The organism is Flagellimonas sp. 389 (assembly GCF_018449435.1).
GTDB lineage: Bacteria > Bacteroidota > Bacteroidia > Flavobacteriales > Flavobacteriaceae > Flagellimonas.
Genome location: NZ_JAHCMU010000007.1, coordinates 38,274 through 55,163, shown reverse-complemented (window position 1 = coordinate 55,163; position 16,890 = coordinate 38,274). Strand labels below are relative to the sequence as shown.

The 16,890-nt window shown below is 40.8% G+C and carries 7 protein-coding genes; 5 read left to right on the top strand and 2 right to left on the bottom strand.

The window, feature by feature from the left end:
• Positions 1-26: 26 nt before the first annotated feature.
• Together KIM67_RS07510 and KIM67_RS07505 are read right to left on the bottom strand one after the other, a co-directional pair.
• Positions 27-1,580, bottom strand: coding sequence for a kelch repeat-containing protein (locus tag KIM67_RS07510; protein WP_213830729.1), 1,554 nt, complete (start codon positions 1,578-1,580; stop codon positions 27-29).
• 431 nt (positions 1,581-2,011) lie between these two features.
• Positions 2,012-5,284: a S41 family peptidase gene (locus KIM67_RS07505; protein ID WP_213830728.1), complete on the bottom strand. Its 3,273-nt coding sequence runs from the start codon at positions 5,282-5,284 to the stop codon at positions 2,012-2,014.
• A gap of 290 nt (positions 5,285-5,574) precedes the next feature.
• Between KIM67_RS07505 and KIM67_RS07500 the strand changes: the two genes are divergently transcribed.
• From KIM67_RS07500 to KIM67_RS07480, 5 genes are all read left to right on the top strand, one after another.
• Positions 5,575-8,361, top strand: coding sequence for a triple tyrosine motif-containing protein (locus tag KIM67_RS07500; RefSeq protein ID WP_213830727.1), 2,787 nt, complete (start codon positions 5,575-5,577; stop codon positions 8,359-8,361).
• A 546-nt stretch (positions 8,362-8,907) separates the two neighbouring features.
• On the top strand, positions 8,908-12,099 hold the full coding sequence (locus tag KIM67_RS07495) for a glycoside hydrolase family 2 TIM barrel-domain containing protein (RefSeq protein ID WP_213830726.1): 3,192 nt from the start codon (positions 8,908-8,910) through the stop codon (positions 12,097-12,099).
• A gap of 12 nt (positions 12,100-12,111) precedes the next feature.
• Entirely contained in the window at positions 12,112-13,533 is a 1,422-nt protein-coding gene (locus tag KIM67_RS07490) for a glycosyl hydrolase family 16 (protein ID WP_213830725.1), read from the top strand.
• 29 nt (positions 13,534-13,562) lie between these two features.
• The gene (locus KIM67_RS07485; RefSeq protein ID WP_213830724.1) at positions 13,563-14,417 is read left to right on the top strand and encodes a family 16 glycosylhydrolase; all 855 of its coding nucleotides are present in this window, start codon (positions 13,563-13,565) and stop codon (positions 14,415-14,417) included.
• Between the two features lie 26 nt (positions 14,418-14,443).
• On the top strand, positions 14,444-16,810 hold the full coding sequence (locus KIM67_RS07480) for a PKD domain-containing protein (protein WP_213830723.1): 2,367 nt from the start codon (positions 14,444-14,446) through the stop codon (positions 16,808-16,810).
• Positions 16,811-16,890 lie beyond the last annotated feature (80 nt).

Here is a 16,890-nt window from a genome sequence, read left to right as displayed (position 1 = left end):
TCCCAGAATGAAGCTTTTACAGGTCCTTAATCTGCGCCAAAGGCCCACACATCATTAAAATCATTTTCTTCAACAGTACTGCCTCCAATGACCCATAGCCTGTCATCGAACACTGCGGAAGTATGACCATATCTTTTACTAAAAGCCGCTGCGCTCGTAGCCTCTGTCCAAGTCGTTCCATCCCCACTGTACCAGGCATCGTTTGATGAAACTCTGCTGCCAGGCCTACCTCCAATGACCCATAGCTTATCGTCGAACACTGCGGAAGTATGAAGATCTCTTGCGTTAAAAGCCGCTGCATCCGTTGCCTGTGTCCATGTCGTCCCATCCCCACTGTACCAGACATCGTTTAATTGACCTCTACTACTATAACCTCCAATGACCCATATCTTGTTATCGAAGACCACGGAAGTATGACTCTCTCTTCTATCAAAGGTAGCTGCATCCGTTGCCTGTGTCCATGTCTCCCCATCCCCACTGTACCAGACATCGTTTAATTCATTCCCACTATCATCGTTGTAACCTCCAATGACCCATAGTTTACCGTCGAAGGTTACTGAAGTATGAAGAGATCTTGCATCAAAGGGCGCTGCCCCTGTGGCCTGTGTCCAGTTCGATCCATTTCCACTGTACCATACATCGTTAAATTCAGTTCCATCATTCCCAGACCCTCCAATGACCCATAGCTTATTGTCGAACGTTACTGAGGTATGACCACTCCTTCCATTAAAAGCTGCTGCATCCGTTGCCTGTGTCCAGGTCGCCCCGTCCTCACTGTACCAGACATCGTTTAAATTACCTTCATTATTAGAGAATCCTCCAATGACCCATAGCTTACCGTCGAACGTTACGGAAGTATGATAGAATCTTGCATCAAAGGGGGCATCGGTTGTTACCGCCTCGGCTTCAAAGTCCAGTCCCTTAACCGTAAAGGCGGCGATACCACTTCTTGTTGCACCGCCCTTACCGTCCAGGGCCTCCACCTGCCAATAATAGGTCTGGTAGGTAAGCAACCGTACATCTGGTTCGTAAACGGTAGCACCAAGGTCCTTGGCGTACAGTTCCAATGCGTCCTCTTCCGTTCCCAGGTATAGGTTATAGCTAAGGGTATCACCATCAGGGTCGGTTGCGGCCTCCCAATCAAATGAAGGGAATGCGGATATTCCCGTGGCGTCCTTTTCCGGCGCTGTCAAAGTAAAGCTCTCCGGAGCGGCATTTAGCGCTACACTGACCGTATAGACTGCGGTACTGCCGTCCTCGGCTGTAATGGTATATTGTACGGCACTGCTAAAGTCCGTGTCCTTTTTGTCCTCCGGGTCTATCGTTGCGCCCTGTGAGACTTCGATAACGGGCTTGAGCGATGTTACCGGGGTGCCGTTCGGCAGGGTCACGGTGGCTTTCTTTTCCCCTTTGTCCAGAACGGCCTTTGCATCTTCGCTGAGTTCGTCGTTATCGCTTGCCAGAAAGGTGAACGAGACCATCTCCTTGGCGCCGCTCTTGTTGGTGCCATTATCATTGTCCTTGCTACATGCCGCTATAAAGAGGTAGGGGATCAATAAAAGAAGTACTTTGTGTTTCATAGGTCTAAAGATTTGTTCCGGCATATGATATGCCTACATTATATTTTGGCGTAAAATTATTGTGCGGAGTATTGTAGCGGCTCGTCAAAAAGTGCTTATTTCAATTTTGCACGGGCATTACACTATGGCATTGCCCAGGTCCAAAAGTCGACTTTTATTTGAATTTGGGATGTAATGGGTTTACTATCTGTGCTTGTATCGCAGTAGTTTCTTTATTGGTATTTTCTTGCGCTGCCGGGGGATTATATCTAGTTGGTCATATTCAGAAACCAATCAAAGGGAGAAGAACCAAGAAAACTAAACTTTTATCATGGTTCTTGTTTCTTGTGGCGTAGTGGTCTTGATTTGAATCCTTCTGGTATCACATAGCAATAAAAAACCCGAAAACATCATATTTTCAGGCTTTTTAATTTCAAAAAGAATTCAATTTTTTAAGATTTTGTCCTTATGGGATACGCAGGGCGCTCCATTTTCTTTGGCGGATTTTCCTTTAGTTGCTTTAGGACAATCTCGATGGCTTTTTCCAATTGCGGGTCTTGCCCTTTTATAACCAGTTCGGGTAGCTGTTCCACTTCAATATCCGGGGCCACACCCTCGTTTTCGACCCTATATCCATCTTTTGTATAAAATGCCAGGTTTGGTGCAGTAACTACGCCACCGTCTATAAACTCCGGATAGCCCAATACCCCAACTAGGCCGCCCCAAGTACGTTTCCCTACAATGGTCCCTACTTTGAATTTTCTGAACATCCAAGGAAGATAGTCACCTCCGGAACCGGCGGTTTCATCCGTAATCATCACTTTGGGACCTTGAATTGAGGCACTTGGGGACTTTAAATCTTGCCCGTACCTAAAATTCCAATACGCTTGTTCTGGACGTTTTAGAATATCAATGTAGTAATCAGCCAACAATCCACCGCCATTGTAGCGCTCATCAATAATGATTGCTTTTTTGTCTGCCTGAGGAAAGAAGTAACGTTTAAAGTATTCGAATCCGGCTGTGGCAGTATTGGGTACGTACACATAGGCAACATCTCCGTTTGTGGCTTCATGTACTTTTTTCATGTTCCCTTCGACCCAATCTCGGTTTCGGATGGCCCATTCAGTGGCTAGCGGGGTTACTTTGAAGGTTTTTGCATTGCTTCCATCCGCACTTTTGCTCACTTTCAAGTCCACCAACGTATTTGCGGTATTTTCGAAGAAGCTATAAATGTTATCGGTGCCCGCTACATTTTTACCATTGACCTCGATAATGTAATCCCCTTCGGTGATATCTATTCCAGGTTCTGTGAGTGGCGACCTTAAATCTGGTGTCCAATTAAGTCCCCCGTATATCTTGTTTATCTGATAACGATTGTTGTTTACGTTATAGTTAGCGCCCAGAAGTCCCCCGGGAATCTCTTCCGGTTTGTTCATCTCATCGCCACGACTGCCAAAACGATGGTGCCCAACGACCAATTCACTGAACATCCATTGCATAACTCGATACAGATCTTGTTTACAGGCGGCATGTGCTATAAAGGGTTCGTACTTTACTTTCATGGCATCCCAGTCGGCTCCGTGCATTCCCGGGTCATAGAAATAATCTCTATTGACGCGCCATGCCTCATAAAAAATATTGTTCCATTCTTTGGTAGGATTGATTTTCACGGCAATTGCATCCAAGTTTATAGGTCCTTCTTCTGATTTTTTGCCAACATCGGAAACAAACCAAGCTCCCTTGTTGTTATAGAACATTTTCTTTCCACCTGCGGCAATCTGATAACTGTTTAAGGGTAGCAGCTCTTCGGATTCTCTTTTGTCGAAAGTAAACTTGTTGAGGTGTGATTCAGGTGAGTGGAAGGAAGAGGATATGTAGTACAGTTCACCTTCCTTAACACTGGAAAGGTCACTGTACACTCCTGCTTTTACGGGTAGGGCTATCATCCTATTTTCGATACCTTTCCAATCTATTTTTAGTGTTTTGGGAGCTTCGGGCTTTTGTTTTTTATTTTTTGGGACATCTTTTTCTTTGGGTTCTTCTTTTTCTTCTCCTTTTTCAATGTCGTTCTGTTTTTTCAAAGGCGACACCACATCTGTTTGAAGGGTTACCAAATATATCGATGTAGTCAAAACTTTATCGGTATTGGATTGATCAAACCAATTGACCAGTGGCCCAGCATCGGTTGATGCCAATAGATAAACATACTTGCCACTAGGATCAAAAACAGGGCTCGTTACATTGGAGAGGCCATCTGTAAGTTCATACGACCTGTTCTCGGATAGGGAATAGAGATACGCTTTTTCAAAATTAGTGGCTATTACCTTGGTGTAGGCAACCCAATTTGAATCAAAAGACCAATCACTGAACAATTCTCTTATATCACCGGGAACAAAAAGGTCATCTTGAACAATCTTAGTAGTTTTTTTAGAAGCGATGTCGGTAACGTACAAATTCCTGCCGTTGTCCACATAACAGACTTTTTTGCTATCGGGAGACCAGTTTATAGCTGCATAGAAACCCGTTCCCTCTAATTCGATTTTTCTGACAGAACCGTTTTCTACATTTTGCACATGCATGGCATATTCCCCGGAAGCATCTGAAAAATAAGCGATAGATTTTCCATCTGGAGACCATTGCGGAAATTTTTCGTGGGTTCCGGTAGTTTGGGTAATATTTTCTACATCTCCTTTTTCTGCGGGCACTGTTACGATATCTCCCCTAAAATCAAGAACTACTCTTGCACCAGAAGGAGAAACGGCGGCTGAGCGGACGTACTCCTTGCCAGAGACAAAACGCTCACGCAATTCCAATAAGTCGGTATTAATGGTTAAGGTCAGTTTTTTATCAGTACCAGAAGCAGTATCAAAAATATGTAGCGTTCCAGCCTGCTCGTAGATGATAGCATTTTTATGTGCTCTAGGACCGATTACGGGAAAATCGTTGTAATCTGTATGCTTTTTGACGGACTTTGTTGCCGTATTATAACTGTACAGATTGAATTCCCCATCACGGTCACTCCTAAAATAGACATCTTCACCTATCCATTGGGGTTGGGTATCATTGCTTCCCCCATTCGGCTTTGGAATTTCATCTACTTTATGATTCTCGGTATTGTAGACCCAAATTCGTGAAATGCGTCCACCGCGATAGTGTTTCCATTGGTTGAAAGCATCAAATATAGGCGTGTAGGCGATATAGTTATCATTATTGGAATACGAGGCCCAAAAAGCATTGGGGACATCCAATTGTGTAGTGGCACCTCCGTCTATGGGTATGGTATACAATTGAAGATATCTGTTTGTATGGGAATTTCGTTGCGATGCAAAAAGTACATTTTTTCCATCCGAAGTAAAATCCCGCACAAAATCGTTGTAAGGATGCCAAGTCAGTCTTTTAGGGATGCCCCCTTTTGAAGGGATGATAAAAACATCCATATTACCGTCATATTCAGCATTAAAGGCAATCATGCTACCGTCTGGTGAGAAGATAGGACTGGATTCAATCCCTTCATCTATGGTAAGGCGTTTAGGGTTGGAACCATCCCTATTGGCAATCCATAGATCTTCGGCATAAATAAAGGCAATGTGAGTATCGCTCAATGCAGGTTGGTGCATGAGTTTGGTCTCGGTTTGTGCATTTAGTGAAATGCTTGTTATGCAGCAAAATAGTATTGCAAAAAACACGCTGAAGTTTAGGTTTGAGTTTGTGATGTCTACTTTCATGAGGTTGTCATTGTTTTTTGAAGATGTAAAATTTTTAAATGTAGCTGTTAAGATACGAGTTTAATAGATAATCTGTAAAGTGGTCGTAGTTCTCCTCCGATTAAAATCATTTTGCTTAATTTACGGGAAAAAGGAAAGATATCATTGTCATAACCCCCATACTTCATCATGCTTTATCTCATAAGTGCACTTAATTCATTTTAGTAGCGTATTAGTTTTTAGTTAGTTGTGAATTTTAAACTCGTAAGTCAGGTATACAAGTGAATATATTTTGCAAAATAGTGTCACCAATGCTCTTTTTTGTTGGGATAATCATCTCGGCACAAGAGTTACCACCTGTCCAAAACTTTTTACCCTCCGAGTATAAGGCCGAAAATCAAAATTGGGCTATATCGCAATCAAAAGATAAACTTATCTATGTCGCTAACAGCAAGGGACTTTTAGAATTCAATGGTGCTAAATGGACATTGTTCCCATCACCGAACGAGACCATAATACGATCAGTGAAAGTTGTTGGAGAGCGTATTTATACAGGTTGTTACATGGAGTTTGGCTATTGGGAAAAAAACATGCTTGGCAAGCTCCAGTATACGTCATTATCAAAAAGAATAAAACAGGATTTGGTTCAGGACGAAGAATTCTGGAATATTTTAAGCATTGATCGGTTAATGGTATTTCAATCTCTTAATCACTTCTACATTTATGATCTTCAGGATGATTCGGTCAACGTCATTGAATCTGAAACCACGTTGCCGAAGGTGTTTGATTTCAATCAAAATCTATATTTCCAAACGTTGCATGAGGGGCTGTATCGAATAGAAAACGATTCTAAATCCCTCAGATACGATAGTGAACTTTTTTTGGAAAATGAAGTAATCAATATTTTTCAATATCAGGATGGCTTATTGGTACTTACCCGGAATAAAGGTTTTTTTAAAGTTGAAAAAGGAATAACTACACCATGGGAAATAGCCGCGGACACCTTACTCTCTAAAGTAAGTGTCTATAGTGCCTTAAAGCTCAAGAACGGAACGTACGCCCTTGGTACGATTGCACATGGGGTATTGCATTTGGATAAAGATGGAAAGCTGTTGAATCATATTGACCAACTCAAAGGGCTCCGTAACAATACTATCCTATCCCTATTTGAGGACATGGATGGTAATCTTTGGTTGGGGCTTGACAATGGTATAAGCTTTATAAATCTAACATCACCTATCAATGTCTATCACGATAGTAGAGGAGTAGTTGGCAGTGTATATGCTTCTGTCTTGCACCATGGAAACTTATATCTTGGAACCAATCAGGGGCTTTTTTACAAAAGAATGGGCGGGACTACGGATTTTGAACGTATCCCGGGAACGCAAGGCCAAGTCTGGTCATTGAATGTTATAGCTAATGAATTGTTTTGCGGACATCATAGAGGTACATTTTTAATAGAAAACGACAAGGCTTCAAAAATAGCGAATGTACAGGGTACTTGGAACATTAAACCTATGGAGGGGCGACCAGAGGTTCTTCTACAGGGCAATTACGATGGCTTGTACCTTCTCGAGAACACCAATGGTTCTTGGCAACTCAAGAACAAGATTTCTGGTTTTGAGCACTCTTCTAGATATTTTGAATTTTTTGATAAAAAGATATTTGTTAACCATGAGTACAAAGGGCTCTTTACAATAAAGATAGATGCTGATTTAACCAAGGCATTGAATGTGGACATCGATACGGTTGTCAAAGGTTCCAACTCTGGAATTAAGAAGTATCGTAGTGACTTATTATACTGTTTTGAAGAAGGGGTTTTACGATATGATAAAGACAAAAATAGCTTTGTAAAGGATAGTTTGCTAAGCCTTGCCATCTCAGATGGAGATTACATATCGGGTAAAATGACTGTTGATGAAAAGAATGGTTTTCTTTGGATATTTTCCAAATCTGGGGTCAAATATATTTCAGAAAGTAATCTGGCGTCAAAACCAATTATTAAATCTGTTCCTATGACCATAGATACTAGAAATGATATTGTAGGATATGAAAACGTTACTGCACTGAACGAAAATAAAAAGTATTTGTTTGGTACCAGTTCTGGATATTTTACGGTTAATATCGACGCTTTCCCAAAACAAGATTTTTCAGTACAAATTGCGACGGTTCGAAATGCTGGAAAAAACGACCGTACGAAACAGAATAGCCTATTGGACAAGAATAGGGAAGGGGATTTTGAGAGTTATGAAAACAATCTTGAAATAGCTTATTACGCTCCAGAATATAAAAAATATTTAAAATCGGAATACCAATACCAGTTATTGGGTATGTATCCAGATTGGAGTTCGTGGAAAAAAGACGCGGCCATTAGTTTTGAAAACCTTCCATATGGCGAATACACTTTCAAGGTTAGGGCCAAAATAGGGAATACGGTCTCCAGCAACACGGCTACGTATTCTTTTCAAATTAAAAGACCTTGGTATATATCGCGTACTATGCTTGCTATCTATGTAGTGGCATTTGTTTTAGCATCGATATTTATCCACAGCCTTTATCGAAGATATTATCATAATAAGCAACGCAAACTGATTGAAAAAAATCAGCGACAAATGGCATTGGAAAGAGCCCAAAATGAAAAGGAAATCATCAAGATTAAAAATGAGCAACTCAAAGAAGAATTTAGGAGTAAGAGTAACGAGCTCGCCGCTTCCACATTAAGTATTATAAGAAAGAACGAATTATTGTCCAAGGTGAAAGAACAGCTTGTATCCAGTGTTGAAAACAAAGAATCGGTTAGGCCTATCGTTACTATTATTGATAAAAGTCTAAATCAAAATGATGATTGGGAACTTTTTAAAGAAGCATTTAACAATGCCGATCGCAAGTTTTTGAAGAAACTTAAAAAATCACACCCTAACCTTTCCCCAAATGATATACGCCTATGCGCCTATCTAAGATTGAATCTGTCATCAAAGGAAATAGCACCACTTCTTAACATATCAGCACGTAGTGTCGAAATTAAAAGATACAGGCTTCGGAAAAAAATGAACTTGGACCATGATGCAAATCTGGTCAATTATATTCTTAAACTTTAAGTTTTTTCACTACCCTCTCTTTAACTTGAAATTCTTTTTTTAATAATGTTCCACTCGATGTTTATTCGGAACTAAAATTATCTTCTAAAGAAATTGTTTCTCTATGTATTATTTCTGCCCCTCGAGTATATATTTAGTAATAGCCACTTTACTGAAAAATGAATCTTTCGCGTAACGAAAACGTTGTAAATTACATTTTTGAAGCTTTTGGCCTTTACACTTTCTGTTTTTTACCTCAACATTACCTATACATACCTAATTTCTCACTAAAAGCGATGGAATTCGAATTGCCGTAGAAGCCACTAAAAATGGGCTTTTATAAAGATATCGTAAAAATTAGCATCAATTTTTAAGATGTATGTTTTTTGTTGAGGCATTTTTTATGGAGTTATCAATTCATTAGGATAAGTTTAACCATTCGAAATAGTGTAGATAGGAATGGTTGGAAATTTTTATAGTTGAAGCTCAAAATCAAATTGTATCTATTTCATACCAGCCAAAACAATGATACCTATAACGAATAACTGAATTAAACTAAACATAACTATGAAAAACAATTTACTGAGATTACTACTCTTTTTATGTACGGTGGGATTGTACGCGCAAGCAGACAAGGTTTCCGTCGTAAGTAACGAAGAGGGGATGAAACTGGTGGTCAATGGAGAGGACTTCATGATTAATGGTATGAATTGGGATTACATCCCAATTGGTACGAACACAGTGAACGCAGCATTTTGGAAAAAACCAGATGATGTAATTAAAGCTGGACTCGACACTGAGATGTCACTTCTCAAGAACATGAACGTAAACGTGATTCGACAATACACGGGCGTTCCTGCAAAATGGATTAAGTACATCTATGAAAATTACGGTATTTATACTATGCTCAACCACTCTTTTGGACGTTATGGGTTGACGCTGAACGGAGTTTGGACTCCCGTCACAATTTATGACGACCCTACGACCATGGAGTTTTTAATGACAGAAATGGAAGAGTTGGTCAATGGGTACAAGGACACTCCTGGACTTTTGCTGTACTTGCTTGGTAATGAAAACAACTATGGGCTGTTCTGGGCAGGAGCGGAAACCGAAGACTTTCCAGATGATGAAGGAAGAATCAATTTTATAGGGGAAAGCCGCGGAAGACCTATGTACCGATTAATGAATGAGGCTGCAAAAAAGATGAAAGCCATGGATGCATCCCATCCGGTAGCCATTTGCAATGGGGACGTACTCTTTATAGATATCGTTGCCGAAGAATGTAAAGATGTGGACATCTATGGAACCAACACCTATCGTGGAGCTTCTTTTGGTGATATGTTTCAAGTGGTAAAAGAGAAATTGAACAAACCTGTTATGTTCACGGAGTTTGGGGCAGACGCCTTTAATGCCATCGAAAATAAGGAAGACCAATATTCCCAGGCCTATTATATGGTCGAGAACTGGAAAGAAATCTATGAGAATGCTGCAGGAATTGGAAAAGCCGGAAACTCCTTAGGTGGATTTACTTTTCAATTTAGCGATGGGTGGTGGAAGTTTGGCTTTGATGATCGAGAAAATGCAGATGTGCATGACAACAATGCTTCGTGGTCCAATGGCGGGTATTCTAGGGATTTAGCATCTCCAGGTGCCAACAATATGAACGAAGAATGGTTTGGGATTTGTGCCAAAGGTGCGACCAACCCAAGGGGACTCTACGAATTGTATCCACGTGCAGCATACTACGCACTAAAAGACGCACATCAGTTAAATCCTTATGAAGAGGGAGTAAATCAGGATTTTATAACAAACCACTTCAACAACATCCAGCTAATGGATGCTGTGCTTAAGGCACGGGGTGATAAAGCTGCATTAAATGGAGAGCAAAGTAATCTGCTTCGTATCAGCAACCTTCAAGCAAAGTTCTCAACCTTCAGTACAGGAGGTAGTTTAATTACGACACCGGATACTCCTGACCCGGACGACCCTAACACCTTTCCAAATCAGTTAGGATTCGATCACATGCAGTCATATTTTATTGGAGTAGAAGGAAACCCTGCACCTAACATGAGAGCAGAGGTAAATATGAATGTTGTTGGTAATGTGGCGCAAAACCCAATCAATGAGATTTTTTATGAGAATAATTCCCGTCCAATTGATGTAAGTACTGACCAAGGAGATGTAATTGTTTCGGATGTAAATAGAATTCGGGTATATCAAGCAGAGTTTGAATGGAATGCCAAAGAATTTGATCTAAGAGGTTTCTTTAGAACAGGTCATTATCATTGGGGTTATGAAGGTGACTTTTTCGGATTGTATCCAGAAGCCAACTATGGCCCTAACCTAGATATTTACAATGGTGAAATATTGGGAATGGAAATTGACGGCAAGGGCCCTTTAAAAGGATTGAAAGCCGCTATTGGTCCTCAATTATGGTGGGGAGCAAATCCAACCATGCTTTTCAAGTACAAAAAGCATATTGGAAAATTTGATGTTACCGGTATTTACCATAGAGACTTTGAAACCAATCTGGTTTTTGATGAAAGTGGACGTCGGGTCTTGAATGCAAATCAAGTACGAAGTGGTGTAATCCCCTTTTGGCCGACCGAAAGAGCCACATTGGCCATTGAAAGGGAGTTCGGCAAATTTGGGGTCCATCTTGGGGGTATTTGGGCTGGAAGCCCTTTGAATGGAACCTCATTCCAAGATGTTAGGGGTACACCTGGAAACTATGTTGTTTTTGAAGATAGGATTCAAGCCAGTGATAACTGGGGCGGTAAAGCTAAACTTACCTATGAAGGCGGAAAATTTAATTGGTACGGGCAAGCAGCAGCTATGGGTTTAATTGCCAATGGTGGTGCTGACCAAACTATGACTTTTACCGGTTGGAAATTAAGGGATACGGGAAGTGGTAATGTAACCAGTGTATTTTCTGGATTTACCATAGCCACAGGAAATTTTCAGATAGCTCCCAATTTCATGTGGCAAAAACCATTGGTAGAGGCCATGCCGCAAGATGTGCAAGGCCCTGGTAGGTTAAGAAACAATCTTGATGATCCCTTTTCCGTTCGAAGCAACAGAGAGACCACTGCCGGTGAGATTCTCTTGACTTTCGACCCTACCCCGGGTACTTGGATGTACGAGTGGGACAATGACAGATCAGAGGATGCCAAATTCGCAATGAATCTTGGGTTTGTATATCGTCACCTTCCTACGACCGTTGATTCATATATCGGTTTCAACGCCGACAGGTCCTTCTTTGCTTTCCCAAATTCGGTTCCCGCTGAAGATTTATGGGAAGTCCATTCCAGAATGGTATCCAAACTTGGTTCGGATTTTGGTCTAATTGGAAATTTCTACTATGGCAACGGGCAAGCTAATGGAGATAGTGAACGATTGATAAAGCGTTTTGGTGGAGATGTAAGAATGATTTATAACAACTGGAAAGTACAGTATACCCAAAAAATTAACGATTGGGGACCATTTGATTACCATCGAGATTTTAACTTAACGTACCCAGTACAATTGATGTTGGATATCTCTACAACTCTTGGTAAGCCTGACTGGTTTATTTTACCAAGCACACAAATAGGAATTCGTGGTACATGGAGATCCTTAAATGAGTTTTCACCACGTTATTTGCCAAACGCGGTACCGCCCAACACTTTTTCACAAGAACCTATAATTAGTCCAGTTGGATTTGGTAATGGTAACGAGTGGGAGATTATGACATATGTACACATCAACATTGGTAAATAAAAAGATTGAAAAATGAAAAATATTAGAAATATACACTTACGTTTTATAGTTCTTTTTAGCTTGGGCATTGCTGTTTTTACAAGTTGTGAAAGAGACTTTTCAGATGATGTACAGTTTGCAACATTCTCGTCAAACGGGGATATATTTACAGATGCTCCTGTAGGACTTACGGATGAATTCTTTGATTCTTTTGATCCAAATGAAGGTGCTAATCCCGAAGGCTTTGGTACTGATGATAACGTGGCTTTTGAAGGGTCATCTTCTATTCGAATTGATGTACCCGCTCCAGATGACCCAGATGGAGGATTTATTGGAGGTATTTTCCTGGATCGAGGTGATGGTAGAGATCTTACCGGATTTGATGCCTTGACCTTTTATGTAAAAGGCTCCATTACCGCCACCATTGGGGAAGTAGGTTTTGGAACTGATTTTGAGGAAAATAAGTTTGCAGTTATTGCCCAGAACATACGCTTATCTACGGATTGGAGAAAAGTTATCATTCCTATTCCAGATCCGTCAAAATTGATACAGGAAAGGGGAATGTTTTTTTTCTCGGCAGGAACACAAACCACCAATGGTTTTGGGTATACGTTTTGGATTGATGAACTACGTTTTGAAAAACTTGGAACTATAGCCCAGCCAAGTCCAACTATATTTTTTGGACAAGATATTTCTACTCCGGTTGTTAACGGTATTGAGTTCGTGATTACAGGACTCAGTCAAACATTTAACCTATCCTCTGGTATAAATCAAACGGTTTCTGCGGCTCCGGCATATTTCGATTTTTCTTCGTCTGATAGTTCAGTTGCAATAGTTAATGAATCGGGCGAAATTGTAGTAGTAGGGGCAGGTAATACTTCCATTACTGCGCAATTGGCCAATGTTCGGGCATCGGGCTCTTTGGATATTGCTTCCAACGGTGTTTTACCAACTGCCCCACTCCCTATGGAATTGGCAGAAAATGTGAGTTCTATCTTCAGTAATGAATATGCTAATGCGGTTGAAAGCATCTTTGAGCCAAATTTTGGGGGGTCTACAACTAACTTTCAGCTCCTTTCAAACGACGATGAGGATGCATTGGTATATACCAACAATAACTTTACAGGAATCGTATTCAGTAATACCTTGGACGGTACTAGCCGTACAACACTTCATATTGATGTATATCCATTTGATGAATCCACAGCTGTGGACGTACAGATTAGGGATGTCGGTGCCAACCAAGTATTGGAAACAAATACTACTACAGGACTTCCCGATGGGGATGATGTTGACCGAAGATTCTTGATAGAAGGGTTGACACCTGGACAATGGACCTCAATTGAAATTCCTCTGGACGGAAATTTAGCTGCTCAAAGAAACAATCTTGGAGCACTCATCTTAGCAGGAGGACCAAACTTCATATTCGATAACATTTACTTTTTCACGGAATGATGTTGCATTTAAAATCGAAAAAAATGATTATGAAATATATACCTATTAAAACAATACAATCGACAGTGCTAATATGCCTTGGGGTAATTGCAATGAGCGTTATATCCGGTTGTGAAACAGATGAAACACAGACAGTGGCTACATTTACCAATTTAGTTTTAGACGAAAATTTTGATACGGAAGGAGCACCAAATGACCAACTTTGGAGCTTCGATATAGGAAATGGACCCGGTGGCGACGGTTGGGGAAACCAAGAGTTGCAATACTACACCGACCGATCTGACAATGTTCGGGTTGAAAACGGGGTATTGTTGATTACCGCTCGTGAGGAATCTTTTGAAGGTTCTCAGTATACATCAGCACGATTGATTACCAAAGACAAATTTGAGCAGCAATACGGTCGCTTTGAAGCCAGGATCCGACTGCCTTTTGGGCAGGGGATATGGCCTGCATTCTGGATGCTGGGTGCAGATATTGATGAAAATCCGTGGCCAGGTGCTGGTGAGATTGATATCATGGAATATCGCGGTCAGGAACCTTCAATCCTTATTGGAAGTGTACATGGTCCGGGCTACAATGGAGGTGATGCTATTTCTAAGGAATTTACATTGGAAAACGATCGCTTTGATACAGGTTTCCACACTTTCGGAATTGAATGGGGTCCGGATTTTATCAATTACTATGTTGATGATGTGCTTTACAATCAAATTACTCCTGAAGATGTGGATGAAGAAACAGATGGTGAAGGAGTGTGGGTATTTGATAAACCCTTCTTCATTTTAATGAATCTTGCAGTAGGTGGGACCTTTGTTGGATCCCCAAATGCTGAAACTCAGTTTCCACAGACTATGATCGTGGACTACGTGCGCGTATACAAACAATAACTAACTAAACTCAAAATATAAAGACTATGAAAGAATTACTAAACAAAGCAAAGTACTTGGTGCTTTTTACTCTTGCAATATCCTTTTTTGGATGCGATGATGACGATGAAGGTACATTACCAGAGGTTATCTCAAGCTTCACTTTTACCCTGGATGAAGATGCGGGTATAGTTACCTTTATCAATATTTCAGAAGAGGCACAGACCTATGCATGGGATTTTGGGGATGGAACCACCTCCTCTGAAATTAATCCTGTCAAAACTTATGTAAGTGGTACGTATACCGTAAAACTGACCGCTTCGAATACGGCGGGAGCATCAGATGTCTTTGAGGATGAATTAACCATTAATTTACCTGAACCACCGCCACCGTTTGATAGTGGACTTTTGACCAATGGTGATTTCGAAAATGGGTCTGAAGGTTGGAGCGGTAATGCCGCTAATGTACAAACCGAAGGTGGAAATAGCTTCAATTTTGCTAATGTGGAAACTGCAGGCGATGCCTTTAATGTAAACTTGAGTCAGGTACTTGATCTTACTGAAGGAACCAATTATATTTTGACTTTTGATGCTTCGTCGGATAGGGTTAGAACCATAATCGCTGGAATTGGTCTGAATGTAGACCCCTTTACCAATGATACGAGAACGGTTGATTTAACAACGGATACACAAACCTTTACACTTGAATTGTCGGCTACAGGATTTGGTGGAGCTGACAGCAGAGTGTTATTTGACTTGGGAGCTGCTGTTGGAACCGTTGTGATAGACAATGTATCCTTGGTTGAAGGAGGAGACGGTGGAGAAACTGCTGGATGCTCAGATACACTTGTGGCTGCTACTTCACTTCCATTGGATTTTGAAGGTTGCGAAACTTTTCTTTCCGATGCTAACTTTGGAAGCGGACTAACTTCTGAACTTGTAGAAAATCCATTTAAAACAGGTATCAATACTTCAGATTTTGTATTGCAAGTGGATAAGGCTGCTGGTGCAGATTTCTTTGCAGGAATCCAAAATACATTTGAAAATAATTTTGATTTAACAACTACAAATGTATTTAAAGCAAAAATCTATTCAACGAAAGCAAATGTAGTGTTCAGATTTGAGTTGGCTTTAGATCCACAGACAGATCCTCCAACAGGAAATCCTGCTCCTGTCTTTATTACCGTTCCAAACGCTAACGAATGGACAGAAGTTGAGGTCACTTTTACAAATTTACCAGGTGGACCAACAGCATATAACCAATTGGTCATAAAGCCAGATAATGATGAAATGGATAGCGCTATCACCGCAGATGGAACATATTACTTTGATGATATTGTACTTGATATTGCTACTGTCGTGGCCACCGAACCAACAATGGCCGCACCAACACCGACCCAAAATGCGGCAGATGTGACCTCGGTGTTCAGCAATGCTTATACCAATGTAGCGGGCACGAATACCAGGGCCTTTGGAAACGGTGACGGAGCTACGTTCTCAGAGATACAGGTTGCCGGCGACGACGTATGGAGGTACGATAATACTGATTTTGTTGGAATACAAAATGATGCAGGTTTTGACTCAAGGACCAACTTCAGTATGGATATTTGGGTGGCAGAGGATGTTTCGTTCAGGGCCGGTCTCATTTCCTTTACTACTCCTACTTCCAGAGAGGATGTAGAGGTGAATTTGACAGGTGGTGAATGGAATACCATCGATGTGGCCATTACAGATTTGGTACCCTCGGCCGGTCCTGAAGGTCCACTGCCTGACGACCCAACTATCAACCAAATCATTTTTGATGTTCTAGGTGATGGGGTGACGGCAAATATCTTTGTGGACAACGTATTTTTCTACACAGACAATGGTGGTGGTAGTACAGGAGGCGGTTGTACTGATACTCCTACTGATGCTTTATCGTTACCAGCTACTTTTGAAGCTTGTGAAACATTTTTAGGGACATTTACAAATGATGGTTCTATTTCAGTAGAGTTAGCAGCAAACCCTTCTGCCACAGGCTTAAATACCTCCGCAAATGTTTTAAGAATTAATAAAGCAATTGGTACATCTAGGTTTGCTGGAGTGCAAAATGCATTTCCTAACGTAGATGTAATTGGCGATTTAGCTTCGACAACCCTCAAAGTCTTAGTATATTCTGATAGAGCAAATGTTTCTTATCGTTTTGGAGTAAATAATAATCCTAATGCTCCTGGTATAGGACTTCCGGGTGAAGTTACAGTGGTTGCAGCAGCGGCCAATGAATGGGTTGAACTGGAAGTTGTTTTTACTGGAATTCCACCTAATTTTGAAGCAAATCAATTGGTTATAAAGCCAGATAATCCTGTTAGTATAGGCGATGGCGAATTGACTACAGAAGACGGGGTTTTCTATATCGACAACATAAGAATAGACTAGTAGTAAATATGCTTTATTAAAAGGTCTAATTAGAAATCAACTATACTGTCTTAGCTTAAAAACCAAGACAGTATAGTTTT

Excerpts from the sequence above, each read along its gene's own strand:
- KIM67_RS07510 (WP_213830729.1), bottom strand. The coding sequence starts at position 1,580 with ATGAAACACAAAGTACTTCTTTTATTGATCCCCTACCTCTTTATAGCG.
- KIM67_RS07480 (WP_213830723.1), top strand. The coding sequence starts at position 14,444 with ATGAAAGAATTACTAAACAAAGCAAAGTACTTGGTGCTTTTTACTCTT.
- KIM67_RS07500 (WP_213830727.1), top strand. The coding sequence starts at position 5,575 with ATGCTCTTTTTTGTTGGGATAATCATCTCGGCACAAGAGTTACCACCT.
- KIM67_RS07495 (WP_213830726.1), top strand. The coding sequence starts at position 8,908 with ATGAAAAACAATTTACTGAGATTACTACTCTTTTTATGTACGGTGGGA.
- KIM67_RS07505 (WP_213830728.1), bottom strand. The coding sequence starts at position 5,284 with ATGAAAGTAGACATCACAAACTCAAACCTAAACTTCAGCGTGTTTTTT.
- KIM67_RS07490 (WP_213830725.1), top strand. The coding sequence starts at position 12,112 with ATGAAAAATATTAGAAATATACACTTACGTTTTATAGTTCTTTTTAGC.
- KIM67_RS07485 (WP_213830724.1), top strand. The coding sequence starts at position 13,563 with ATGAAATATATACCTATTAAAACAATACAATCGACAGTGCTAATATGC.